Source organism: Streptomyces sp. NPDC005706, assembly GCF_040631045.1.
Classification (GTDB): Bacteria; Actinomycetota; Actinomycetes; order Streptomycetales; family Streptomycetaceae; genus Streptomyces.
On record NZ_JBEXYS010000008.1, the window covers coordinates 41,571 to 65,444 of the forward strand.

Annotated in this window: 22 protein-coding genes and 1 pseudogene; 14 read left to right on the forward strand and 9 right to left on the reverse strand. The window is 73.4% G+C overall.

The annotated features are described in order from the left end of the window. Window positions 1-410 precede the first annotated feature (410 nt). Both ABZ478_RS16500 and ABZ478_RS16505 read left to right on the forward strand, forming a co-directional pair. Entirely contained in the window at window positions 411-2,438 is a 2,028-nt protein-coding gene (locus ABZ478_RS16500) for a DUF1996 domain-containing protein (RefSeq protein ID WP_359550010.1), read from the forward strand. Window positions 2,439-2,579: 141 nt separating this feature from the next. Further along, window positions 2,580-3,212, forward strand: a complete 633-nt coding sequence (locus tag ABZ478_RS16505) for a GNAT family N-acetyltransferase (RefSeq protein ID WP_359549673.1) — start codon at window positions 2,580-2,582, stop codon at window positions 3,210-3,212. 26 nt (window positions 3,213-3,238) lie between these two features. Here ABZ478_RS16505 and ABZ478_RS16510 read toward each other — a convergent pair whose 3' ends face one another. Beyond that, complete coding sequence (locus ABZ478_RS16510) at window positions 3,239-3,940, reverse strand: lipoprotein (protein ID WP_359550012.1); 702 nt, start codon at window positions 3,938-3,940, stop codon at window positions 3,239-3,241. A 216-nt stretch (window positions 3,941-4,156) separates the two neighbouring features. On the opposite strand from ABZ478_RS16510, the gene ABZ478_RS16515 reads away from it, so the two are divergent. Beyond that, window positions 4,157-5,482, forward strand: coding sequence for a lipase family protein (locus ABZ478_RS16515; RefSeq protein ID WP_359549676.1), 1,326 nt, complete (start codon window positions 4,157-4,159; stop codon window positions 5,480-5,482). A gap of 16 nt (window positions 5,483-5,498) precedes the next feature. On the opposite strand, the gene ABZ478_RS16520 is transcribed toward ABZ478_RS16515, so the two are convergent. Next, window positions 5,499-6,140, reverse strand: a complete 642-nt coding sequence (locus ABZ478_RS16520) for a class I SAM-dependent methyltransferase (RefSeq protein ID WP_359549678.1) — start codon at window positions 6,138-6,140, stop codon at window positions 5,499-5,501. Between the two features lie 123 nt (window positions 6,141-6,263). On the opposite strand from ABZ478_RS16520, the gene ABZ478_RS16525 reads away from it, so the two are divergent. The 8 genes from ABZ478_RS16525 (at window position 6,264) to ABZ478_RS16560 (ending at window position 12,217) form a co-directional block, all read left to right on the forward strand. After that, the gene (locus ABZ478_RS16525; RefSeq protein WP_358938756.1) at window positions 6,264-6,722 is read left to right on the forward strand and encodes an NAD(P)H-dependent oxidoreductase; all 459 of its coding nucleotides are present in this window, start codon (window positions 6,264-6,266) and stop codon (window positions 6,720-6,722) included. 211 nt (window positions 6,723-6,933) lie between these two features. Beyond that, on the forward strand, window positions 6,934-9,060 hold the full coding sequence (locus ABZ478_RS16530) for an acetoacetate decarboxylase family protein (RefSeq protein WP_359549680.1): 2,127 nt from the start codon (window positions 6,934-6,936) through the stop codon (window positions 9,058-9,060). Window positions 9,061-9,094: 34 nt separating this feature from the next. Further along, the gene (locus tag ABZ478_RS16535; RefSeq protein WP_359549682.1) at window positions 9,095-9,436 is read left to right on the forward strand and encodes a hypothetical protein; all 342 of its coding nucleotides are present in this window, start codon (window positions 9,095-9,097) and stop codon (window positions 9,434-9,436) included. Further along, window positions 9,433-9,735, forward strand: coding sequence for an acylphosphatase (locus ABZ478_RS16540; RefSeq protein ID WP_359549685.1), 303 nt, complete (start codon window positions 9,433-9,435; stop codon window positions 9,733-9,735). Before ABZ478_RS16535 ends, ABZ478_RS16540 begins: the two co-directional genes overlap by 4 nt. Window positions 9,736-9,840: 105 nt before the next feature. Then, the gene (locus ABZ478_RS16545) at window positions 9,841-10,347 is read left to right on the forward strand and encodes a hypothetical protein (protein WP_359549687.1); all 507 of its coding nucleotides are present in this window, start codon (window positions 9,841-9,843) and stop codon (window positions 10,345-10,347) included. 162 nt (window positions 10,348-10,509) lie between these two features. Next, the gene (locus tag ABZ478_RS16550) at window positions 10,510-11,196 is read left to right on the forward strand and encodes a hypothetical protein (protein WP_359549690.1); all 687 of its coding nucleotides are present in this window, start codon (window positions 10,510-10,512) and stop codon (window positions 11,194-11,196) included. Beyond that, window positions 11,193-11,480 carry a BON domain-containing protein gene (locus ABZ478_RS16555; protein WP_359549692.1) on the forward strand — a complete coding sequence of 96 codons (288 nt, stop codon included), beginning with the start codon at window positions 11,193-11,195 and terminating at the stop codon, window positions 11,478-11,480. Before ABZ478_RS16550 ends, ABZ478_RS16555 begins: the two co-directional genes overlap by 4 nt. Further along, window positions 11,477-12,217 carry a metallophosphoesterase gene (locus tag ABZ478_RS16560; RefSeq protein WP_359549694.1) on the forward strand — a complete coding sequence of 247 codons (741 nt, stop codon included), beginning with the start codon at window positions 11,477-11,479 and terminating at the stop codon, window positions 12,215-12,217. The genes ABZ478_RS16555 and ABZ478_RS16560 overlap by 4 nt, the downstream gene beginning before the upstream one ends. A 22-nt stretch (window positions 12,218-12,239) precedes the next feature. Here ABZ478_RS16560 and ABZ478_RS16565 read toward each other — a convergent pair whose 3' ends face one another. Beyond that, window positions 12,240-13,487, reverse strand: coding sequence for an MFS transporter (locus ABZ478_RS16565; RefSeq protein ID WP_359550015.1), 1,248 nt, complete (start codon window positions 13,485-13,487; stop codon window positions 12,240-12,242). A gap of 410 nt (window positions 13,488-13,897) precedes the next feature. Here ABZ478_RS16565 and ABZ478_RS16570 point away from each other — a divergent pair, with 410 nt between their 5' ends. After that, entirely contained in the window at window positions 13,898-14,299 is a 402-nt protein-coding gene (locus tag ABZ478_RS16570) for a DUF6343 family protein (RefSeq protein WP_359549697.1), read from the forward strand. Here the strand turns inward: ABZ478_RS16570 and ABZ478_RS16575 are convergent. The 3 genes and pseudogenes from ABZ478_RS16575 to ABZ478_RS16585 all read right to left on the reverse strand — a co-directional run bounded on the left by ABZ478_RS16575 (window position 14,289) and on the right by ABZ478_RS16585 (window position 16,135). Next, window positions 14,289-15,278, reverse strand: a complete 990-nt coding sequence (locus ABZ478_RS16575) for an aldo/keto reductase (protein ID WP_359549700.1) — start codon at window positions 15,276-15,278, stop codon at window positions 14,289-14,291. The genes ABZ478_RS16570 and ABZ478_RS16575 overlap by 11 nt on opposite strands. A gap of 208 nt (window positions 15,279-15,486) precedes the next feature. Beyond that, window positions 15,487-15,933 (reverse strand): annotated as a pseudogene (locus ABZ478_RS16580) (cytochrome P450); the annotation flags it as partial. After that, window positions 15,917-16,135 carry a hypothetical protein gene (locus ABZ478_RS16585; RefSeq protein WP_359550045.1) on the reverse strand — a complete coding sequence of 73 codons (219 nt, stop codon included), beginning with the start codon at window positions 16,133-16,135 and terminating at the stop codon, window positions 15,917-15,919. The pseudogene ABZ478_RS16580 and the gene ABZ478_RS16585, both read right to left, overlap by 17 nt. Window positions 16,136-16,463: 328 nt before the next feature. Here ABZ478_RS16585 and ABZ478_RS16590 point away from each other — a divergent pair, with 328 nt between their 5' ends. Further along, the gene (locus ABZ478_RS16590) at window positions 16,464-19,838 is read left to right on the forward strand and encodes a pyruvate carboxylase (RefSeq protein WP_359550017.1); all 3,375 of its coding nucleotides are present in this window, start codon (window positions 16,464-16,466) and stop codon (window positions 19,836-19,838) included. 87 nt (window positions 19,839-19,925) lie between these two features. Here ABZ478_RS16590 and ABZ478_RS16595 read toward each other — a convergent pair whose 3' ends face one another. The 3 genes from ABZ478_RS16595 to ABZ478_RS16605 all read right to left on the reverse strand — a co-directional run bounded on the left by ABZ478_RS16595 (window position 19,926) and on the right by ABZ478_RS16605 (window position 22,348). Then, a complete protein-coding gene (locus ABZ478_RS16595) occupies window positions 19,926-20,369 on the reverse strand; it encodes a hypothetical protein (RefSeq protein ID WP_359549702.1) in 444 nt (147 codons plus the stop codon). A gap of 161 nt (window positions 20,370-20,530) precedes the next feature. After that, on the reverse strand, window positions 20,531-21,754 hold the full coding sequence (locus ABZ478_RS16600) for a carbohydrate-binding protein (protein ID WP_359549705.1): 1,224 nt from the start codon (window positions 21,752-21,754) through the stop codon (window positions 20,531-20,533). Between the two features lie 165 nt (window positions 21,755-21,919). Then, the gene (locus tag ABZ478_RS16605; RefSeq protein ID WP_359549708.1) at window positions 21,920-22,348 is read right to left on the reverse strand and encodes a PaaI family thioesterase; all 429 of its coding nucleotides are present in this window, start codon (window positions 22,346-22,348) and stop codon (window positions 21,920-21,922) included. A gap of 423 nt (window positions 22,349-22,771) precedes the next feature. Between ABZ478_RS16605 and ABZ478_RS16610 the strand changes: the two genes are divergently transcribed. Next, window positions 22,772-23,860, forward strand: a complete 1,089-nt coding sequence (locus ABZ478_RS16610; protein WP_359549711.1) for a GNAT family N-acetyltransferase — start codon at window positions 22,772-22,774, stop codon at window positions 23,858-23,860. Window positions 23,861-23,874: the final 14 nt, after the last annotated feature.

Below are 23,874 nucleotides of genomic sequence, written 5' to 3' on the forward strand. Positions count from 1 at the left end.
GGTCGAGCCCCGGCCCCGGACGCCATGGCGAGTTCGCTGGGGGCGGCCGGGCGGCCTGGCGGTCAACCTAGCCAACTTGTGTGCTCGGTGTGAAGGTTGCAGGGTGGAATGTCCGATACGTATTTGTGATGTTCGCGGCGCCGCCCGCATGGGAATCCTCTTCGGCCCTTTTGCGTGGCCCTGCCACCCGATCGGTGTTGCCGTACGCTGCCGCCGCCGGTGGGACCACGGTTTCCTGTGAGATCCCGGTGAATCACCGATTCGGTTGAACGCTTCGGGGCCGCCCTGCGTATGGGACGCGGGAACTCCATGCCCGACCGACCGCTCCACACAAGGGGACCACCGTGGTACGCAACAGGCGCAGACGCCCGACCGGCGCACGACGCGCGACCTTCGCAGCAGTCGCCCTGATGCTGGGCGGGGGCGGCCTCGTCGCCGCGAACGTCTACGCCTCGGCCACGGAAGGCGGTTGGGGCGGCGGCTCCGGCCAGGACGCCACCGGACAGGTCAAGTCCGCCGGTATGGCCACGATCGACTGCCCGGACGTGGGCAGCCGGCTGACATCGGTCCCGGACGGTGCCCGCGCCGACGTCGACCGCGAACTCGCCCAGCTCGACCAGCAGACCACCGGCGCCTACCGCCAACTCCAGGCGTCGGCACAGGAGATCCGCCAGGATCCGGACGCCGCCGACGACTCGATCATGAACCCGCTGAAGGAGAAGCGGGCGGCGACGATCGAGCGCATCGCGGTCGCCATCGACCGGGCCGGGGACCGGCCGGAGGGGCTGGAGGCCCTGGCGGCCTGCACTCTGCGCCCCGGCCAGGACGGCACGGGCGGCGGCTCGGACGGCACCGGCCAGGCCACCGCCTCACCGAGCGCCGGCGGTCAGGGGCAGAACGGCGCCGGGCAGGCGGGCACCGGCCAGGGCGGCAACGGGCCCGTCGCCTCGGACTACGCGGACATCACCGCCGTGCAGCCCAACGCGCCGAAGCCGCCCCAGGGCGACGGCGCCTCGCGCGGCACCTTCACCACCGAGTGCGGCGTCAACGCCAACGGCCTGTTCAACTCCGACAACGTCATCGTGGCCCCCGGCGTCTCCAACGGCGCCCACCACTTCCACGACTACGTCGGCAACCAGTCCAACACCGCCTTCGCCAGCGACGACGACCTGGCCAAGGCCGACACGAGCTGCGTGGACAAGGGCGACAGGTCGACGTACTACTGGCCGGTGGTGCGCCTGCAGAACGGCACGCAGGAACGGGACGCCGGGGCGCCCGGCGGCGGTACGGAGGGCAACGCGGGCCAGATCGTCACGCCCAAGGACGTCACGCTGACCTTCGTCGGCAGCCCTCAGGGCGAGGTGACCGCCATGCCGCGACTGCTGCGCATCATCACCGGTGACGCCAAGGCCTTCGTCAACGGCCCCACCAACGCCAACGCCTCCTGGAGCTGCACCGGGTTCGAGGACCGGCAGCTCAAGGACAAGTACCCGCTGTGCCCGTCCGGCAGCGACGTCGTGCGCACCTTCCACTTCCAGAGCTGCTGGGACGGCCGCAACATCGACAGCGCCAACCACCGTACGCACGTGGCGTTCGCGTCACCCGACGGCGCGTGCCCCGCGGGCTTCCAGGCGATCCCGCAACTGGTGCAGCGCATCGTCTACGACGTCAAGGCGCCCAGCCTGAACGACGGCGGGCGGACGGTGCCGCTGTTCGCCGTGGACTCCTTCCCGGAGCAGCTGCACAAGCCGGTCACCGACCACGGCGACTTCATCAACGTCTTCGACGAGGACCTGATGCGCGAGATGGTCGACTGCATCAACTCCGGCCGCACCTGCGGTCCGGGTGGCGGCGACGACTCCGGTGCCACCGCGGCCCCGAGCCAGAGCGCGGGCACGGGGGCGACGGAGGCCCCGGGCGGCGGTGCCTCGGAGGACCCCGGCACGGGTGCCACGGCCCCGGCCGAACCGACCTCCTCCGCCCCGGCCGAGGAGCCCAGGACCGACGCGACGACCGCACCGGCGAACACCACCAAGCACAGCAAGCCGGCCAAGGACGGCAAGCGGACCGAGCCCGCCGAGGACGGCAAGCGGACCGGGTCGGCCGGTGACGGCGGGAAGACCGCCCCGGCCGGTGACGGCACCAAGGCCGAGGACGACCCGGCGACGACGGCCGGCTCGGACGGCGCCGACGAGGCCGGCAAGGCCACCCGGACCGCACCCGCGCCCGCGGCCGACGGCGGCAGCGGCGCCCAGTCCCCGGCCGCCCAGGCCCAGGACGCGCAGTCCCAGGCGCCGGTCGCCCAGACCGAACCGCAGGCCGCAGCGCAGGGCGGACTCGCAGAGACGGGGGCCAACCTGTGGCCCGCGGGCATCGGCATCCTGCTGGCACTGGGCGGCCTGTTCATGCTGGTCAAGGCCAAGCGCCTGACCCACTGAGCGTCCCGCCCGACTCCGACTCCGACACCGACACCGATCCACGGACGGCGGCCCACCCCCTGCGGGTGCGGCCGCCGTTCCGTCGCTCCAGCCCGGTCAAACCAGTTGTGGGAGCGCTCCCAAGAAGTTGAGAATAGCTCCATGCCGACCAACGCCCCGAGCCCGTTCGTCCGCCCCTATCGCCCCGCCGACCGGGACGCGGTCGCCGACGTCTGCGTCCGCACCGCGCACAACGGCGGCGATTCCCGGCATCTGTATCCCGATCCGCACCTCATGCCGGCGCTCTTCGCCGAGCCCTACTGTCACTTCGACCCGGACCTCGCCCTCGTCCTGGACGACGGCACGGGCCGGGCCGTGGGTTATGTGGTCGGTACGGCGGACACCGGGCGCTTCGTCCAGGACTTCCGGCGGACCTGGATCCCCCGCCTGACCGACCGCTACCCGGCCCCTGCCGCGCCGCCGCGCACGCCCAGCGAGGAGATGATCGGCCTCCTGTACCACCCCGAGCGCATGCTCGTCCCCGAACTGGCGCCGTACCCGGCTCACTTGCACATCGACCTGCTGCCGGCGTGGCAGCGGCGCGGACACGGGCGCCGGTTGATGGGCGCGCTGCTCAACGCCCTGCGTCAGCAGGGGGTTCCGGCCGTCCATCTGGGCATGGTCACCGTCAACACGGCCGCCCGTGCCTTCTACGACCGCCTCGGCTTCCACGAGATCCCGGTCCCCGACCCCGGCCCGCTCACCTATCTGGGCCGGGCCACGGCGGAAGGCTGAACGAGGCCGCCGGCCGGACCGGTCCGTCAGTGAACCCGCAGGGTCCGCTTGGCGAGTTCGTAGGCGGGCCGCATCTCCTCGTGCTCCGCGGTGTCCATGCCGCCGAGGTGCAGCACGACCGGCCCGTCGGGCGTGCCGACCGCCAGAGCGGTCTCCTTCTTGGTCTCCTCGAGGAGCTTGCTGGTGTAGAGGTACTCGACCTCCACGCCGGCCACCCCTGCGGCCGTTCTGAAGGAGTGGTACTTCTCCTCGCTGACGTTGTCCTCGGCCGCGACGAACTCCCGCAGTACGGTGCGTGCGTCCGCGTCGCCCGGCTTGCCGGTCCACACGCGCAGGAAGCCGATGTTGCCGGCCGGCTTGGCGTCGATCTCGCAGGCGGTGGTGACCGGCCCCTGGCGCAGGAACGCTTCGGCGAGGTCGCCGGACAGGTCGCTGTCCGAGCCCTTGGACGCCTTCGACATCTCCGCCCCGGCGTCGATGCCCTTGGCCTTCCAGTGCTTGGCGATGTCGAAGCTGACGGGCAGTTCGCAGGCCGAACCGGCGGCGCCGATCGCGCCTGCGCTCGCCGCGGTCCCGGCCGCCGCCCCAGTCGTCGCCTCCGCCTTCGCCGACGAATCCGAACGGCCCTCGCCGTCCGCTCCGGACGACCCGGCGCACCCGCTCAGTACCGCCGCCAGAAGCGCCGTTCCGGCCGTCAGGCCCACTGCTCCACCGCGCACAATCCCCACCTTGACCTGCACCGTCCACTCCCCGTCGGTCCGGCCGGACACTGTATCCGAGGGGTCCGCGGTGCCGTGGGGAATATCGGCGCGAGTCCTTTGCTGACGAGGTGTCTCATTATCCAACCGTGACCTTCCGTGGGCTACCGCCAGTAACTTACTCGAAAGTAAGGTCCGTGCCACCCACTTCGGCTACCCCCTGCCCCACCACTCGGGAGGTCCGCCATGCCCGCACACACCCGTCTTCCGGTGCTCGCCGTCGCCGTCGCCGCCTGCCTGGGCGCACAGACCGCCGCCGCGCTCCCCGCCATGGCCTCGGACACCGTCGTGTCCCGGGGCGTCACCATCCCCGCCTTCTACGACCCGCCCGCCGGCCTGCCCGCCGCCGACGGCACCCTCGTCCGCAGCGAGCACCTCCCGCTCGCGCTGAGCCTGCCCGGCCTCGACGGCCCCCTGCCGGGCCGGGCCACCCGGCTGATGTACAAGTCGACCGACTCGGGCGGGAATCCGGTCGCCGTGACCGGCGCCTACATCGAGCCGGCCGCCGCCTGGAAACACGGCGGACCACGCCCCCTCGTCGTCGTGGCACCCGGCACCATGGGGCAGGGCGACCAGTGCGCCGCCTCACTCGGCCTGGAACACCCGCTCAGCGTCAACGGCCAGACGCTGTCGGTCGGTTACGAGGACCTCGCGATCTACCGGATGCTCGCCAAGGGCATCGCCGTCGTGGTCACCGACTACGCGGGCCTGGGCGCCACCGACCGGCTGCACACCTACGTCAACCGCCTCGACGGCGGACACGCCGTGCTGGACGCCGTACGCGCCGCCCGGAACCTGGCGGGCACCTCCGTGACGGCCGCCTCGCCCGTGGGCCTTTACGGCTACAGCCAGGGCGGCGGCGCCACGGCCTCCGCCGCCGAGCTCCAGCCGGCCTACGCCCCCGACATCACCCTGGCCGGCACCTACTCGGGCGCGCCGCCCGCCGATCTGACCGCCGTCACCAAGGCCATCGACGGCAGCGACCTGGCCGGTGCCCTCGGCTGGGCCGTCAACGGCTTCCTGCAGGCCGACCCCGCCCTGCGGCCGATCGCCGACAAGCGCCTCGACGCGGCGGGCAAGGCCGCGCTGGCCGACCTGTCGACGATGTGCGTCGCAGACGCGATCCTCTCCTACAACTCCGCCCACAGCACGGCCTGGACGGCCGACGGCTCCTCCCTCAGCGACGTCATCAAGGCCGAGCCGGCCCTCCAGGACTTCCTCGACCGGCAGCGCATCGGCCGGACGAAGCCGGCGAGCCCGGTCCGGGTGGCGACCGGCGTCAACGACGACCTCGTGCCGCACGCGCAGGCCCGCACGCTCGCCGTCGACTGGTGCCGCAAGGGTGCCGACGTCACCTATGTCCCGGTCACGGTGCCCCCGTTGGGCCGCTCCCTGCTCAACCACTTCACCCCGCTGATGACCGATCAGGGCGACGCCATCGACTGGCTGACCGACCGGCTCTCCGGCAGGCCGGCGGGCTCCACCTGCTGGTCGCTGCCCGTCCGGCCCTGACCGCTGACCGGCGCGCTCAGCCAGACGCGCGCCGGCAGTGCAGGAACAGGTGCGGCTCGGGTGCGGCGCCGGGATGGGCCGGGGCGAACACGGCGTGCTCCTCCGCCAGGACCGTCAGGCCCGCCCCGGTCACCAGCGCAGTGAAGTCCCCGGCCGCGAAACTGGTCACCCGGGCCGGCTGCCCCATGAACAGCCCCTCGACGGCCTCCAGGTCGAGGGGCACGGTGGCCAGCACGGCGTACCCGCCCGGCCGCAACGCCCGCACCAGCCGAGCCACCACGGCCGACTGCTCGGCGCGGGACATCTGCAGCAGCGAGAAGTACACGCACACCGCGTCGAACGACTCCTCGTCGAGCGGCAGTTCACGGATGTCGCCGAGCCGGAAGTCGGCCTCGGGCACCTGCCGGGAGGCGACGCCGACCATGACCGGGGAGACATCGACGCCGAGCACCTCGTGCCCCGCGTCGCTGAGTGTCCGCGCGGTGGGCCGTCCGGTGCCGCTGCCCACGTCCAGCACCCTGCTGCCCGGATCCAGCCGGTCCAGCAGCCACCGCAGGGAGTCGCGGTGCACCTCGGAGGCGGCGAACGCCTTCTCGTAGTCGAGACCCAGCGCGTCGAACAGCACGGCTGCCGGTGCCCGGTGATCGTCCTCGGCCAAGACGGCCCCTTCCGTCGTCCCCTGCGGGTGCCGGGCATCGTCGCACCCCGGGCCCGTGCCCCACAACGCCGCGCGCCGGGCGCGGTTTGCGGGGCACGGCACGGGCAGGGCAGGGTTCGGGGCGTGCCCACCTTGCTGATCGTGCATCACACCCCCTCGCCCAACTGCCAGGCGCTGTTCGAGGCCGTCGTCTCCGGCGCGACCACACCGGAGATCGAGGGCGTGCGCGTCGTGCGGCGGGCGGCGCTGTCCGCCACCGCCACCGACGTCCTCGAGGCCGACGGCTACCTCCTCGGCACCCCGGCCAACCTCGGCTACATGTCCGGAGCCCTGAAGCATTTCTTCGACCAGATCTACTACCCGTGCCTGGACGCGACCCGGGGCCGGCCCTTCGGCTACTACGTGCACGGCGGCAACGACGTCACGGGCGCCGTCCGCGCCGTCGAGTCGGTCACCACCGGCCTCGGCTGGCGCCGTTCGGCCGATGCGGTGACCGTCACCGGCGCACCCGGCAAGGCCGACGTCGAGGCCTGCTGGGAACTGGGCGCCACGGTCGCCGCCGGGCTCATGGGCGACGCCTGACGGCGCCACCGTACCGGTGCGGCCGCCCCCGCCCGCCGATGGGCCGTTCGGGTGTCCCGGTGACCGGGCCGGATTCCGTTCCGCCCGGTCAGGAGGGGGGCCGCCCGGCAGGTGAAGGTGCGGGCGTGGGGTCCCTCGCCCACGATGGGACCGCGGCCGGCCTTCGCGGATCCGGTCGCGCACGCATGTCGTCGAGCCGAGGGAGCGTCGTATGCGAGCGGACGGCCACGCCCCCGGACTGCCGGACGAGCAGGACACCGGGGAACCGCTGCGCCGGTGCGCACAGGAGGTCCTGGACGTCGCCGAGGGCATCCGCGCGGTGTCCGCGCGGACCGGCGCCGCGCTGCTCGACCCGCGGCTCACCGGCTCCGCGGACCGCCGGCCCCGGACCGCCCTCGCCGCCCGCTGGGCGCTGCTGCGCGCCCTGACCGGCGGGCAGGGCCTCGGCCGCCCGGCGGTCCCGCTCCCGAAGGGCCCGGCACGGCTGCCCGGCCGTGCGGGCCTGCCCGCGTGGGTGGCGGTCGGCGCGCTGCGGCTGAGGGTCGCCGCCGTGCTGGCCGGCCACCCGGAGTTCGCCCGTGACCCGGGCATGCGGCGGCTGACGGACGCCCTCGCGACCGGCCGCGACCCGGCGGCCGTACGCTCCCTGCGCGCCCTGTTCCGGGACCCGGGGGCGCAGCGCGCCCTGTCCGGCCTCATCCCCCTGATGGCCGAACTCACAGCCGTACGGCGGCTGCTGGATGAAGACGCCCTGGCTGCCGGCGGAACCGGCTGGGCGCTCGCACCCGGACCACCGGACGGGCCGCCGTCCGCCGGCTCCGTGCCCCCGATCGAGGCCAGGGACGGGGGCGAGGCCGACGCCGAAGCCGCCGACCTCACCGAGCGGGAGCGGCAGACCATCGCCACCGAGGGGTCCTTCCTGGGCTTCCTGCGCAACATCCGGGCGCTGTCCACCGACGGGCGGATCCTGGTGCAGAACGTGCGCGGCCCCGACGGTGTCGTCCGCTACGTCGTCCAGGCCCCCGGCACCTCACCCGGCCGGCCCCGCGACGACGGCCCGCGTGACTTCGCCGACGCCTGGCACGACCTCTTCGCGGCCGACTCGCCCCACACCCGCTCGATCCGGCTCGCCCTCGCCGACTACGGCATACCGCGCGGCGCCGACCTCGCCCTGATCGGGCACGGCGAGGGCGGCACCGCGCTGCTCAACCTCGCCCGGGACCCGGACTTCTGCCGGGCCTACCGGGTCACCCACGTCATAACCGTCGGCTCCCCGGCCGCCGGGCGGCGGACCGCCGACCCGCGCACCTGGGTCGCCGCCATCACCGACCAGCACGACATGGTGCCCGCCCCCGACGCCCCGGACGCCGGCCCGCACCCCAACCGGTACGAGCTCCGCTACCCCGGGCCCGCCGGCCCCTACCCGCTGCGCCACACGGTCCGTGACTACATCGAACATCTGCGGTCCGTCGTCCCGCAGGCCCGCGAGATCGTCGACGACGCGCTCACGCCCTACCGGGGCCCGGTCGTGCGCACCCGGGCCTACCGGCTCCGCGACCGCGCCCACCCGCCCGAGGGTCACCCCTTCCTCACCCTGCCGACCGCCTCCGTCCCCACCGCGACCGGCCCGGTGGACGTGCCGGTGCGCTACTACGACTCCTCCGCCGTCCACCTGTGCTACCTCGTCGACGCCGACGCGGCGCACGGCCTGCTGCCCGCCGGCACCCGGACGGTGCCCAGCCGGCTGGGCGGCCGGGCGCTGGCGGTGCTGTCGCTGTACGAGCACCGCTGCTCGACCATCGGCCCCTACACCGAGGTCGCCCTGACGTTACCGGTGGCCGACCTGTGGCGGCCGCGCCCGTACGACATCGCCGCCGACCTGCTGCGCCGCGCCGACCTGCGCCGGACCGGCCGGCACGTCCTCTCGCTCGCCGTCAGCAGTGAGGAGGCACGGTCCGTCGCCCGGGAGATCTGGGGCCAGCCCGCCACCCGCAGCTCGGCCGTGGCGGACCTGATGGGCCGTCATATCCGGTTCGCCACCATGGAGATCGGGCTCGTCGTGGCCGGCCGCCTCGGCCCCGGTGTCCGCTGCCCGGAGGCGGACTGGGTGCTGTACGGCCGGCGCGACGAGAGCACGGTCCGCACCCTGGTCCGCGCGCACGGTGCGCCACGGCTGCACGCCGGAGCCCGGGTACGGCTGCGCCTGGACACCGCGGCGGCCGAACCCATGGCCGGACAGCTGCGCCGGCTCGGTATCGACGCGGCCCGGCCGCTCTTCGTACTGCACAACCCGCGGTTCACGGCCCACCGCAGCGCCGGCGCCGTCCTGCCGCGCTGAACCGAACGCACCTATCCATGAGTTGGGAGCCTTCGTGGTCACCGAGCTGCTGCCCCGCACGATGCCGTCACCCGCCGGACTCCTCGACCGGGCGATCGCGCTGCGCACCGACGCCGACCTGCTGGACGGCTACGCCCGGCGACTGCTCGCCACCGCCGAGGCACTGACCGGCACAGCGGCACCCGAGCCGAGCCGCCCCGCCCTGGAACGGCAGGCGGCCGCCTGCCGCGCGTCCGCACGGCACCTGCGCGCCGCCGCGGCGGCGCTGCTCGCACACCGGCGGGCCACCGGAGCCGGCCGGAGCGGATCACCGGCCCGCACCGGCCGGGACGTGACGTGGACGGAATCCGGCGAGGACAGGGGTGCGCGCGGATGACGGTCCGGCAGCACGTGCGCGTCAGCGGCCGTGTCCAGGGGGTCTTCTACCGCGACACCTGCCGTCGGCTCGCGCAGGAGCGGGGCGTGGCCGGATGGGTGCGCAACCTGCACGACGGAGACGTGGAGGCCGTGTTCGAGGGGCCTGCCGACGATGTCGCCCACCTCGCGCGCTGGGCGGCGCAGGGCCCGCCGACGGCCACGGTGACGCACTGCACGGGCACCGCCGAGGAGCCCGAGGGGCTGTCCGGCTTCCGGGTACTGCCCGACGCCGCGCCCGGCGACGGCCCCCCTGGATAGGCCGGCGGGAAAGAGAGGGAGAGGAAAGGGAACCGGCGGAAGGCAATCGGGGTCTTACGGTCCGTCGGCGCCCGGGATCGGCCCGGTCACGAATAAAACGGGGGAATGAGAAAGATGCCCGTCCGCAGCCGCAGGACTCTTCTGACCGCCGTCACCGTCACGGCCGGCCTCTCCCTGGCCGCCGTCACGCCCGCCCTCGCCGGCACCGGCGCGAGCCACGCCCGCCCCGCCGCCGTGTCCACCGCCCAGGGCGACCCGCGCAACGCCACCCAGCGCGTGGCCGACTTCTACGGCGCCTACATCGACTCCGTCTGGGCCGCCGACGACCCGGCGGCCGCCGCCAACGCCAAGGCGCTGCGCGCCTTCTACCTGTCGGCCGCCGCCCGGAAGAAGGCCGGAGCCTACGAGAAGAAGAACCATGCCGACGGCATCCTCTTCGCGCAGAACGTGCCGGTCAGGTGGAAGGTCCACTACACCGGCTCCGGCATGGGCCACTCCACCAGCAGGGTCACGCTGACCTGGAGCGACGGCGGCGACGCCCAGGTGACCAGGATCGACGTCCAGTCCGATCTGCGGACCCTGAAGATCACCGCGCTGAAGCCGGCGGACTGACCCCGCGAGCGGGCCCGCGGTCCCGCCCCGCCCCACCCGGGGCGGGCCCGCGCGGTCGTCCTCGGCGGCCAGGACTGAGCGGCACCGGCCCGGGTACCCGGTGTGCCCCCCGGGGGCCGTCCCGGCCGCCCGGGAGCGCAGGGCGCCGCGAATGGAGAGGCCATGACGCAGAACGGGGAGGGAACCACCCCCGCCCGGCGGACGGAGGTCACCGGGCTCCGCCTCGCCGGTGACGGACCGGAGCGGCCGGTACCGGCCGCACCGGTCACGGAACCCCTGCCGCACGACCGCAGCCAGGCGATCCTGGAGGCCGCCAAGCAGATCGGCGCCCTGCTGAAGAAGAAGGGCCACCCCTTCGCCCTCGCGGGCAGCGTGGCGGTCTACGCCCACGGCGGGAGCCGCGACCTCCAGCACGACGCCGACTTCGCCGTGCTGCCCGAGGACTCCGACGCGGTGGCCGCGAGTCTGCGCGAGGCCGGCCTCCCCGTGCGCACCCCGCCGGAGGACTGGCTGCTGAAGACGGCCTGCCGGGGGCAGGACATCGACATCATCTTCCAGCTGGCGCACGAGCCCGTCACCGAGGGCATGCTGGCCCGGGCGACCTGCCTGCCGGTCGACTCCGTGCTGATGCCCGTCCTGTCCCCGACCGATCTGATCCGCAGCCTGATCAGTGCCTTCTCGGAGCACTACTGCGACTTCGGGGCGGTTCTGCCGGTGGCCCGCGCCGTGCGCGAGAAGGTCGACTGGGACGAGGTGCGGCAGACCTGCGGGGACCAGCCGATGCCCGCCGCCTTCCTCTTCCTGCTGGAACGGCTGAACGTGATCGCACCCCGGAAGGGGCAGCCATGACCGACCGAGACGCACACCGGCCGCCGGACCCCCCGGCCGCCGAGAACCTGGACTACCGCGTCGCCCACCTCGCCGAACGGATCGCCGCCGGACCGCTCGGCGAACTGGGCGTACGGCTGGTCCCGCACGGCGACTCCGTACTGCTGACGGGCACCGTGCCCTCCACCGAGTGCCGGGACCAGATCCTCGGCATGGCCCGCGAGGTGCTGGCGGGGCACCCCGTCCACTGCGACATCCTCGTCGCCGGGACCTCCTCGCCCGACCACGGGGAGGACCTCACATGATCCGCGTCGCCGCCGTGGGGGACATCCACATGGGGCCGGACAGCCAGGGCACGCTGCGCCCCGCCTTCGAGACCCTGCCCGAGTGCGCCGACGTCCTGCTGCTCGCCGGGGACCTCACCCGGCACGGCACGCCGGAGGAGGCGCGGGTCGTCGCCCGGGAGATCAAGGACCTCGCCGTCCCCGTCGTCGCCGTGCTCGGCAACCACGACCACCACGACGACCACCCCGAGGAGGTCACCGCGATCCTCCGGGACGCCGGCGCACATGTCCTCGAGGGCCAGGCAGTCGTCGTCACCCGCGACGGGGCACGCATCGGGGTGGCCGGGACGAAGGGCTTCGGCGGGGGGTTCGTGGGACGCTGCGCCGGGGAGTTCGGCGAGCCGATCATGAAGGAGTTCGTCCGCTACAGCCGCCGGCGCGCCGACGGGCTGCTGGCCGCCCTGAAGCAGCTCGACGAGTGGAACTGCGACGTACGGATCGCCCTGACCCACTTCTCACCCGTGCCGGACACCCTGGCCGGGGAGCCGCCCGAGATCCACCCGTTCCTCGGCAGCTATCTCCTCGCCGAGGCCATCGACACGACCTGCCCCGACCTCGCCGTGCACGGGCACGCCCACGCGGGCACCGAGCACGGGATGACCAGCGGGGGCGTCCGGGTCCGCAACGTGGCGCAGCCGGTGATCGGCCAGGCGTTCCACGTCTACAACCTGCCGGGGCGCGAGCCGGCGGCGGCCTGACCGGGCGGCGGCCGGCGCGGCCTCAGGCCGCCGTGCCCAGGGCCTCGCGGCCCGTGACGTCGCCGTCCTTCGCGGGCAGCTTGAGCGCGGCGGGGACCGCGACCCGGCGGCGCAGCAGGCCCGCGCCGATCGCGCCGGCGATCAGCAGCCCGCCCGCGACCAGGGCGCCCCGTGCTCCCGCCCACTCCATCAGCAGACCCAGGGCGGGCGGCCCGCCGAGGCCCCAGACGGTGCCGATACTGCTCCACACGCCGAGCACCCGGCCCCGCATATGGGCCGGCGGATCGGTCTGCAGCACCGCGGTGCCGGCGGTGTCGGAGACCGACTCGACCACGGCCATCGGCAGCACCAGCACCAGCAGGACGGCCAGTGACGGCGAGAGGCCCGCCGCGACCTGGAGCAGCCCGCCGGCCGCCGCGAGCACGCCCACGGTCCGCACCGAGGGGCTGCGCAGCCGCGCGCCGAGGACCGCGCCGAGGATGCCGCCGACGGCCAGCACCGTGGACACCGTGCCGAACGCCCCGGCGCCGCCCGCGAGCGGCCCGGTGACGAGGACGGCGAGGGTGAGGCCGTAGTTGCGGCCGAAGACCGAGCTGAGACCGGTGACCGCGGCGAGCGCGACCAGCCGGGGACGGCGGACGAAGAAGGCCAGGCCCTGCCTGATGCCCATCTCCGCCTTGTCCGGTACGGCGCGCTCGGTGGCCGCCGGCTCCCGGACCGATCCGTGCGCGGGGCGCAGGAACGGCACGACCGCCGCGACGAACAGGAACGACAGCGCGTTGGCGGCGTACGCGGCGGAGGTGCCGAGGAAACCGACGGTCACTCCCGCCAGCCCCGTACCGGCCAGCCGGCCCGCGCTGTGCACGAGGGCGCCCACGCCGATCGCGGAGGGCACGTCCTCCACCGGCACGAGATCGTTGCCGAGCAGCGCGCAGGCGGGTCCGTCGACGGTGGCGATGACACCGGTCACCCCGGCCAGCACCAGCAGCGACGTCATGTCGATCCGGTCCAGCGCCACGAGCAGGGCGGTGGTGAGGGCGACGGCGCCGAGCAGGGCCTGGCTGACCGCGACCGTCAGCTTCCGGGGCCAGCGGTCGACGGCGGCGCCGCCCAGCAGGCTCACGAACAGCGCGGGCGCAGCCTGTACCGACATCGACAGACCGGTCGCCGCGGCGGACCCCGTGATCTGCAGCACCAGCAGGTTCTGCACGGTGAGCTGCATCCAGGTGCCGGCGTTGGAGACGAGGTTCGCGGCCGACCACCAGCGCATGCCGCGGTGACGCAGCGACCGCCACGGCGAACGCGAGGCGTTCGGGCGCGCGGCGGGAGTGGTTCCGGGCGTGGGCAGGGCAGAGGGAGAGGGCAAGGCGGCTACTCGACATCCGGGGGAGTCGGAAGAGCGACCGGCGGTACGGCTGAACCGGCTGCGCTGCACGGCTGGTCCGCCCGGTCGGGAGGGCGCCGACCATGGTGGCAGACGGGACGGGCGAGTCGCCGCCGCTCTGCCTCCCGGAGCGGCACTGGGAGCCCCAAAGTGCGGCACCCGCAACGGACTTGGACCCCGGGTGGGCTTCCTCACAGGCCCGCGTCATGCCCCCGTGCTGCGGGCGTTTGCCGGGCGCCCGCGCGGGCTGCGCGGAGGACGGCCGGACGGCGCGGTCCGGCCGCCGGAGGTGTGACATGCGTGACAACGACCAGCCCGGGGGCGGCCGTCCCGGGCGCGCGGCGGCGCCGGAGCCCCGCTCGGGCTTCGCCGCGCCCGGCGGCGGCTCGCCCCGTACCGGCACCGAACCGGTCACCGCCCGCAGCCCCCTCCGGCTGCGGCTGCTGCTCTCCGCGGTCTTCCTGCCGCTCTTCGCCGCGGCGACCGCCGTCCTCGCGGTCCGGGCCGCGCACTCGGGCCCGGGCGACAGCCCCGGCAGCGGCGCGCTGAGCGTCCTCGCCGTGATCTGCGGGGTGCTCGCGCTCGCGGCGGCGCTGGACCTCGCCGTCGTGACCCGCCGTCTGCGGCGGGCGCCCGGCGAGAGGTCCCGGCGCCTGATGAGAGGTTCCGGCGGTCGGCCGGACCGCCTCAGCGGTTGACCGACCGCATCCCGGCCTCGTCGTAGCGCTCGCCCGACGCCTGCGGCAGCTCGGCGTCGATGCGGGCGAGGTCCTCCTTGGACAGCTCGATGTCCACCGCGGCCGCGTTCTGCTCCAGATAGGTGCGGCGCTTGGTGCCCGGGATCGGGACCAGGTCCTCGCCCTGGGCCAGCACCCAGGCGATCGCGAGCTGGGCCGGGGTCACGTCCTTCTCCGCGGCGATCTCCTTCACCTTCGCCGCCAGCCGCAGGTTCGCCTCGAGGTGGGCGTCGGTGAAACGGGGGCTGCTGCGACGGTAGTCGTCGGCGTCCAGCTCGTCGGGGGAGGAGAAGCGGCCGGCGAGGAAGCCGCGGCCGAGCGGCGAGTACGGCACGAAGCCGATGCCGAGCTCCCGGCAGGCCGGCAGCACCTCGGCCTCCACGTCCCTGCTCCACAGCGAGTATTCGCTCTGCACGGCGGTGACCGGGTGGACGGCGTTCGCCCGCCGGATGGTCTCCGCGCTCGCCTCGCTCAGCCCGATGTACCGCACCTTGCCCTCGGCGACGAGTTCTCCCAGGGCACCCGCCGTCTCCTCGATCGGCACCTGCGGATCGACCCGGTGCTGGTAGTACAGGTCGATGTGGTCCGTGCCGAGGCGCTCCAGTGAGCCGTGGACCGAGCTGCGCACATGCTCGGCGGAGCCGTCCTGCCGGCCCACCGAGCTCATGTCGCCCGGCACCGCGTCGTCCATCCGGTAGTTGAACTTCGTGGCGATCACAAACTCGTCCCTGTGCCCCCGGATCGCCTCGCCGACCAGGGACTCGTTGGTCAGCGGCCCGTACATCTGAGCGGTGTCGAGGAAGTCGACGCCCAGCTCGAGGGCGCGGCGGATGGTCGCGATGCCCTCGTCCTGGTCGGCGGTGCCGTAGAAGGCGGACATTCCCATGCAGCCGAGGCCGATGGCCGATACCTGGAGATCCCGCAGACTGCGCTGTCGCATGTGCTGTCCCAGCCTTTACGCACACTTCGGTCGGCGTCCGTACGGCCGTCACGGCCCACGGACGGAGAGAAACACCCCACCATTCAGCGACGGATCGGGCCGCCCGGCATCCCGTGGGGGACGCCGGGTGACACGGTCTCGCGCGGTGGGACGTTCATGACGCTACGACCTGAAGTGCGCTCGAACGCAAGCGCGGGGCGTCCAGGTGTCAGACGCCCAGCCGGACCGGCAGCTCGAACAGGTCGTTCTGCGTGACGACCGGCTTGTTGCGCGGCTCGGCCGCCGGGACCGCCGGCTCCAGGCCGGGGAAGCGGGCGTACAGCGCGGGCAGCGCCACGCCCGCCTCCAGCCGGGACAGCGCCGCGCCCGGGCACACGTGCGGGCCGTGCCCGAAGGAGATGTGGCGGTTCCTCGTCTCGCGGGTGATGTCGAACTCCCCGGCGTCCGGGCCGTGCGCGTTCTCGTCGCGGCCGATCGCCCCGTACGACACGATCAGCGCGTCACCGGCCGGGATCACCCGGTCGCCGACCGGTACGTCCTCGGTCGCGAACCGGATCAGCACGTGCGAGGTCGGGGTCGACCAGCGCAGCGTCTCCTCGATCACCGCCGACCGGTCCGCCTCGCCGGACAGCACCAGGTCACGCTGCCCGGGGTGGGGCGTGCGCGGCCGTGGCCACCGCGGCGCTGAGCACGACCGCCGCCGCGCCGGCGCCCCAGGCGAGCGGGGCCCGCACCGGACCGGGCGCCGCCGCCACCGCCATCCAGACGACAAGCGCCGACAGGGCGGCGGTCGCCGTGAGAGCGACGAGGAACGTGCGGGGGACGGGACGGTCGCCGGGAGGCGTGAGCGGGGTCATCGGTCCGGGGGGATCCTCGCGGCAGAGAGGGGCAAGGGAGGGCGGGCGGAGACGTCCGGGTGGCGGAAGAGGACACTCGAGGGTGAACTGCCGGTCACTATACGAGAGTTAGTGATCGGAAAGGAAGGAATCCGGGTGCGTTCCGGGTACCGGACGGTCACCGGCCTGGAGCAGCGACCGGTGCCGCCTGTGGCGCCGCCCACCTCGTCCGTGTGATGGTTCTCGCACGTCGAGACGTATGGGCACCCCCTAATGTTGCCGCGACGTACGGCAGGGCATGGCTGACACCATGGTGTTTGTCGCCGCCAGGCAGCTGAAGGGATCCAGGATGTTCCGCAAGGTGCTGGTCGCCAACCGTGGAGAGATCGCGATTCGGGCGTTCCGCGCGGGCTACGAACTCGGTGCGCGCACGGTCGCCGTGTTCCCGCACGAGGACCGCAACTCACTGCACCGGCTGAAAGCCGACGAGGCGTACGAGATCGGGGAACCGGGGCATCCCGTGCGGGCCTACCTCTCCGTCGAGGAGATCGTGGGCGCGGCCCGCCGGGCGGGCGCCGACGCCGTCTACCCCGGGTACGGATTCCTGTCCGAGAACCCCGAACTCGCACGCGCCTGCGAGGAGGCGGGCATCACCTTCGTCGGCCCGGACGCGCAGACGCTCGAGCTGACCGGCAACAAGGCCCGCGCGGTCGCCGCCGCGCGCGCCGCCGGCGTACCCGTGCTCGGCTCCTCCGCGCCCTCCAACGACGTGGACGAACTGGTGCGGGCCGCCGAGGAGGTCGGCTTCCCGGTCTTCGTCAAGGCGGTCGCCGGCGGTGGCGGGCGCGGTATGCGCCGGGTGGAGGACCCCGCCCAGTTGCGCGAGTCCATCGAGGCCGCCTCCCGCGAGGCCGCGTCCGCGTTCGGTGACCCGACCGTCTTCCTGGAGAAGGCCGTCGTGGACCCGCGCCACATCGAGGTGCAGATCCTCGCCGACGACGAGGGCAACGTCATCCACCTCTTCGAGCGCGACTGCTCGCTCCAGCGCCGCCACCAGAAGGTCATCGAACTGGCGCCCGCGCCCAACCTCGACCCGGAACTGCGGGAGCGGATCTGCGGCGACGCGGTGCGCTTCGCCCGCGAGATCGGCTACCGCAACGCGGGCACCGTGGAGTTCCTGCTGGACCGCGACGGCAACCACGTCTTCATCGAGATGAACCCGCGCATCCAGGTCGAGCACACGGTCACCGAGGAGGTCACCGACGTCGACCTGGTCCAGGCCCAGTTGCGCATCGCCTCCGGTCAGAACCTCGCCGACCTCGGCCTCTCCCAGGACACCGTCACCCTGCGCGGTGCCGCCCTGCAGTGCCGCATCACCACCGAGGACCCGGCCAACGGCTTCCGCCCGGACACCGGCCGGATCAGCGCCTACCGCTCCCCGGGCGGCTCCGGCATCCGCCTGGACGGCGGAACCACCCACGCGGGTACGGAGATCAGTGCCCACTTCGACTCGATGCTGGTCAAACTGACCTGCCGGGGGCGGGACTTCCAGGCCGCCGTCGGACGCGCCCGGCGTGCCGTGGCCGAGTTCCGCATCCGCGGTGTGGCCACCAACATCCCGTTCCTGCAGGCGGTCCTGGACGACCCCGACTTCCAGGCGGGCCGGGTCACCACCTCCTTCATCGAGCAGCGCCCGCACCTGCTGACCTCCCGGCACTCCGCCGACCGCGGCACCAAGCTGCTCACCTACCTCGCCGACGTCACCGTCAACAAGCCGCACGGCGAACGGCCCGAACTGCTCGACCCGGTCACCAAGCTGCCCTCGCTCCCGGCCGGCGAGCCCGCGCCCGGCTCCCGGCAGCGGCTGGTCGAACTCGGTCCCGAGGGCTTCGCCCGGCAGCTGCGCGAGTCGCCGACCATCGGGGTCACCGACACCACCTTCCGCGACGCCCACCAGTCGCTGCTGGCCACCCGGGTGCGCACCAAGGACCTCCTCGCCGTCGCCCCGGTGGTCGCCCGCACCCTGCCGCAGCTGCTGTCCCTGGAGTGCTGGGGCGGCGCCACCTACGACGTAGCGCTGCGTTTCCTGGCCGAGGACCCCTGGGAGCGGCTGGCCGCCCTGCGCGAGGCCGTGCCCAACATCTGCCTCCAGATGCTGCTTCGCGGCCGCAACACCGTCGGCTACACCCCGTACCCGACCGAGGTGACCGACGCCTTCGTGCAGGAGGCCGCCGCCACCGGCATCGACATCTTCCGCATCTTCGACGCCCTGAACGACGTGGGCCAGATGCGGCCCGCCATCGAGGCCGTGCGCGAGACCGGCACCGCGATCGCCGAGGTCGCCCTCTGCTACACCGCCGACCTCAACGATCCCGCCGAACGGCTCTACACCCTCGACTACTACCTGCGGCTCGCCGAGCAGATCGTGGAGGCCGGCGCCCACGTCCTGGCGATCAAGGACATGGCCGGACTGCTGCGCGCCCCGGCGGCCGCGAAGCTCGTCACCGCGCTGCGCCGCGAGTTCGACCTGCCCGTGCACCTGCACACGCACGACACGGCGGGCGGCCAGCTCGCCACCTACCTCGCCGCGATCCAGGCGGGCGCCGACGCGGTCGACGGCGCGGTGGCCTCGATGGCCGGCACCACCTCGCAGCCCTCGCTGTCGGCGCTTGTCGCCGCCACCGACCACTCGGAGCGGCCCACCGGCCTCGACCTGGGCGCCGTCGGCGACCTGGAGCCCTACTGGGAGGGCGTGCGCAAGATCTACGCCCCGTTCGAGGCGGGCCTCGCCTCCCCGACCGGGCGGGTCTACCACCACGAGATCCCCGGTGGTCAGCTGTCCAACCTGCGCACCCAGGCCGTCGCCCTCGGCCTCGGCGACCGCTTCGAGGACATCGAGGCGATGTACGCCGCCGCCGACCGGATCCTCGGCCGGCTGGTCAAGGTGACCCCGTCGTCCAAGGTGGTCGGCGACCTCGCCCTGCACCTGGTCGGCGCCGGGGTCTCGCCGGAGGACTTCGAGGCGACCCCCGACCGGTTCGACATCCCCGACTCGGTGATCGGCTTCCTGCGCGGCGAGCTGGGCACCCCGCCCGGCGGCTGGCCCGAGCCGTTCCGCACCAAGGCCCTGCGGGGCCGGACGGAGGCCAGGCCGGCCCCCGAGCTGTCCGCCGAGGACCGCGACGGGCTGGCCAAGGAGCCCCGCTCGACCCTCAACCGGCTGCTGTTCCCCGGCCCGACCCGCGAGTTCGACACGCACCGCCAGAGCTTCGGCGACACCAGCGTGCTGGACAGCAAGTCGTTCTTCTACGGCCTGCGCCCGGCCAAGGAGTACGCCGTCGACCTGGAGCCCGGTGTCCGGCTGCTGATCGAGCTGCAGGCGGTCGGCGAGGCCGACGAGCGCGGTATGCGCACCGTGATGTCCTCGCTGAACGGCCAGCTCCGTCCCATCCAGGTGCGGGACCGGGCGGCGGCCTCGGACGTTCCGGTGACGGAGAAGGCGGACCGGGGCAACCCCGGTCATGTGGCGGCGCCGTTCGCCGGTGTGGTGACGCTCGCGGTGTCCGAGGGTGACGAGGTGGCGGCCGGTGCCACCGTGGCCACCATCGAGGCGATGAAGATGGAGGCGACGATCACGGCGCCGAAGGCGGGCCGGGTGTCCCGGCTGGCCATCAACCGGATCCAGCAGGTGGAGGGCGGCGACCTGCTGGTGGAGATCGCCTGACGGCAGCGCCCGCTCGCCGTGACCGGATGTCCGGCCGCGGCGAGCGGGCGCCAGGGGACCGGCTCGGCGCCGGCCGGGAGGCGCCGGTCAGCTCGGGAGCGGGTAGCTCACGATCTGGTCGAAGCCCTCGGGCCGGGCGCCCTCGTAGGTGAGGGTGATCCGGGTGAAGCGCTTGACGCCCGGGTGCTTCTTCCACGGGGCCGGGCTGTCCAGCCGCACCGTCACCCGGTACGAGTGGAACTTGCCGGCCGCGCAGTACGGCTTGCAGTCGTTGACCGCGTTCAGACCCTCGGCCATGGCCGCCCGGGAGCCCCACTTGGTCCAGTTCAGGTCCAGCAGGCGGCTGTTGCCGTCGCCGCAGGCCAGGATGTAGTCGGCCGGGCGGACGGTGCGCTGGAAGGAGCAGTCGACCAGCACCGGCTGCGTGCGCCGGGCCTGCGGGGCCGACGTGTCCGGCGGCGTCGCGGAGGCCGTCGTCATGGCCGCCGTGAGCATGGCTCCCGCCGCGAGCGTGACTGCCGTTCCCACCATTGATCCGCGCATGGCCGCTCCCACTGCCGTTCCGTGTCCGACCGCGTGCACATCGACGCTACGACCGTACGCCCGGATGTACCAATCGCGCAGGTCGCGCCGCGTGTCCGCGGTGCGGACAGCCGTTCGACGTCAGGTTTGGACCGAACACGTCAAGCGGATCAGCAGGTGCCCTCGTCCTGCCAGGGACCCCACTCGGAGGCGCCGGGCACCTCGTTCTGGGTCCACCACTTGGCCTTCCAGTTGTGCTTGCCGTACGAGACCTCGTCGTCCTTGGTGTACACCGCCGTCGAGCTCCAGGCGGTCTTGCAGGAGGTGCCCGGGGTCGGCGTCGGAGTAGGAGTCGGGGTGGGGGTGGGTGTCGTGGTGGGCGGGGTGACGCCCGCGAACTTCACCGAGTACTTGGCGAAGTCCCAGGAGTTCTGCGCCACGCTCGAGCAAGTGCCCGAGGTGCGGCCGCCATTGTCGGCCGGTGTGCACTGGCGGTCACGGTTCAGGGACCAGAACGTGAAGCGGTCCATGTGGTGACCGGTGGCGTAGTCCAGCACGGTCTGGAAGTCGGCCGGTGTGAAGTACTCGCCGGTGTCGCTGCGGCCGTTCATGCCGGAGAAGCCCTCGTGGGCGTAGGCGGTCGCCTGGTCCCAGCCGAAGGTCGACCGGAGGATCGAGTTGAAGTTGGTCAGCGCCGTGGTCTGGCTCGCCGCCCCGTTGAAGCCGCCGTCGAACGGCATGATGGAGAAGTTGTTCGGGGTGAACCCCTGCGACTTGGCCTCCAGCAGCATCTGCTTGCCGAACCAGCCGGTGCCGTCCGCCGTGCCGGCGGTGGTCACGGAGACGTACAGCCCCGGGTTGTTCTGCTGGAGGATCTTCGCGGCACCGATCTCGTTCCTGATCGCGGCGCTGTTCTCGTACTCCGGCTCCTCCAGGTCGAAGTCGATGGCGTGCAGGCCGTACTTGGTGATCACCTGCTGGTAGGCCGCGGCCGTGGCGGCCGGGTCCGCGCACGCCTGACCGAGCTTGGTGCCGCCGTAGCCGCCGATGGAGACGGAGACGTCGCCGCCCTTGGCGCGGATGCCGCTGATGACCGACTGGACGGCCGTGTCGGAGGAGACGGGGGAGGTGCCGCCCCAGGTGGGGGAGCAGCCGCCGCCGTTCGGGGCCAGGACGAAGGCGAGCTGGAACGCCTTGAGGCCGGTGGCGTCCATGATGGCGGCCGCGTTCGGCGGGTCGTTGTCCAGCGGCATCAGATAGGGAGCCGCGGCGTACCACCGGTCGCTCAGCGCGGTGGTGGCGCCGGAGGCGCCGGTGGTGACGAGGGCGGTGGTGCCCGCGGCGGCCAGTCCGACGGCGGCCGCCGCGCCCAGACATGCGCGAAGAGGTCTCACTGCGTGCCTCCAGGGGGTGGGGGTGGGGTTGCCCAGCGGGGAGTCGCCCCAGCCTCCGGGAGCTGTTGCGGTCACGTCAATGAGTTGGTCTAGTCCAAAGAGGTCTTTGGACTAGACCATGCAATCTCTTTACTCATGGTGCGGGCGCGGCCGTGGGGACCGGGCTCAGGCCTCGCTCTTCCGCAGCACGATCTGGGTCTGTGTGGTCTGGCCGACCAGCCGGCCGCCGTCGTCCCGCAGATCGGTCTGCACCACCAGGAGGGTGCCGCCGACATGCAGCGGCCTGGCCGTGGCGTGCACGTGCCCGGCGGTGACCGCCCGCAAGAAGTTGGTCTTGGACTCCACGGTCGAGGTGCCGGTGGCCCCCGTCGGCAGGTTCAGATACGCGCACACGGCGCCGACGGTGTCCGCCAGCGCCATCAGCGCCCCGCCGTGCAGCGCGCCACCGGCCGTGCAGACCTCCGGGGACCAGGCGAGACTGCCGGCCGCGCGCTCGGCGGTGGCCTCGCGCAGCTCGATGCCCAGACCCGCCGCGAACGGCATGGCTGCCAGCAGGTCGGCGGGCCGCGGAGCGGCCGGCTCGGACAGGGACATGGGGTACCGCCTCTCGTGGGTGCCGTGCAGCTCCGCACGTCGATCAGGCAGTGTGCCGGCGGTGTCCGGCACGGGCCCGGATCATGGTCGTCATCGCGCCAGTCGGCCCCCGGCCGCCCGGACGGCCGTCCGGACACGGGTTCGGCGCCGTCCGCACGGACTCGTGCCCGATTTCGCGTACCCATGGCGGAGCGTCCGCCGCCGGAGGCACCCTTGACAGGGTGCGTACGGTTTCGCGAACTTTGAGCATCGGCGCACGGCGGGGACCCGCACACGGCAGCGGCGAATGGCAGGACGCGCCCGGCGCGTCATGGGGGGAGCGGTCGCCCATGCGATCCATGAGCCACGATCCACACACCTCACCGGCCCCAGCCCGGCCCGGCGGGCCACCGGCGGAGCGGGCCGAAGGGCGGTCGAGCTGAGGTGGACATCACCATCCACAGACCCGGGGACCTGACCTCCGCGCTGCGCGGGGCCTGGCACCGGGCGATGGACGAGTCGCCCGAGTACGCGAACCCTTTCCTGGCCCCGGAGTTCACCCTCGCGGTCGGCCGCCACCGCGGCGGCGCGCGGGTCGCGGTTCTGCGGGAGGACGGGCAGCCGGTCGGATTCCTCCCCTACGAGCGCGGCCCTCTCGGCACGGGCCGGGCCATCGGGCTCGGGCTGTCCGACTGCCAGGCCCTCGTGCACCGGCCCGGAGTCACCTGGGACGCCGGGGAACTGCTGAGCGCCTGTGGCCTCAGCATCTTCGAGTTCGACCATCTGGTCCAGGAACAGCGCCCGTTCGGCCCGCACGTCACCGGAACCTTCGCCTCGCCGGTGATCGACGTGAAGCCCGGCGACGGAACGTACGCCGAGTGGCTGCGCGGGGCCTATCCGGGGCTGGCCAAGACCACCCTGAAGAAGGAACGCCGGCTCGGGCGGGACATCGGCGCGGTGCGGTTCGAGTTCGACGAGCGCGATCCACGCGTCCTGCGCACCCTGATGCGCTGGAAGTCCGCCCAGTACCGCCGGACCGGGCGCATGGACCGCTTCTCGCGGCCCTGGATCGTCGACCTGGCCGACCACCTCTTCCACGTCCGCGAGGAGCACTTCACCGGAGTACTCTCCGTGCTCTACGCCGGCGACCGCCCGGTCGCCGCCCACTTCGGCCCGCGCTCCAGCACCGTACTGGCCGCCTGGTTCACCGCCTACGACCCCGAACTGCACTACTACTCGCCGGGGTTGATGATGCATCTGCGAACCGCGGAGGCGGCCGCCCGGCACGGGGTCACCCTCGTCGACCTGGGACGGGGCGACAAGGAGTACAAGGACTGGCTCAAGACCCGGGAACTGCGGGTGGGGGAGGGCTTCGCCGCGCGCCGGCACCCGGTGGCCGCCGCGCGGCGCCTGTGGCGGCGCCCGGTGCGCGGCCTGCGCAACACGGTCCTGGCCCATCCCCGGCTGCGCGAGCCCGCCGACCGGCTGCTGAGGACGGTGGGAGAACTGCGCACCCGCGGCCCGCGCCCCTGAAGGCTGCCGTCCCC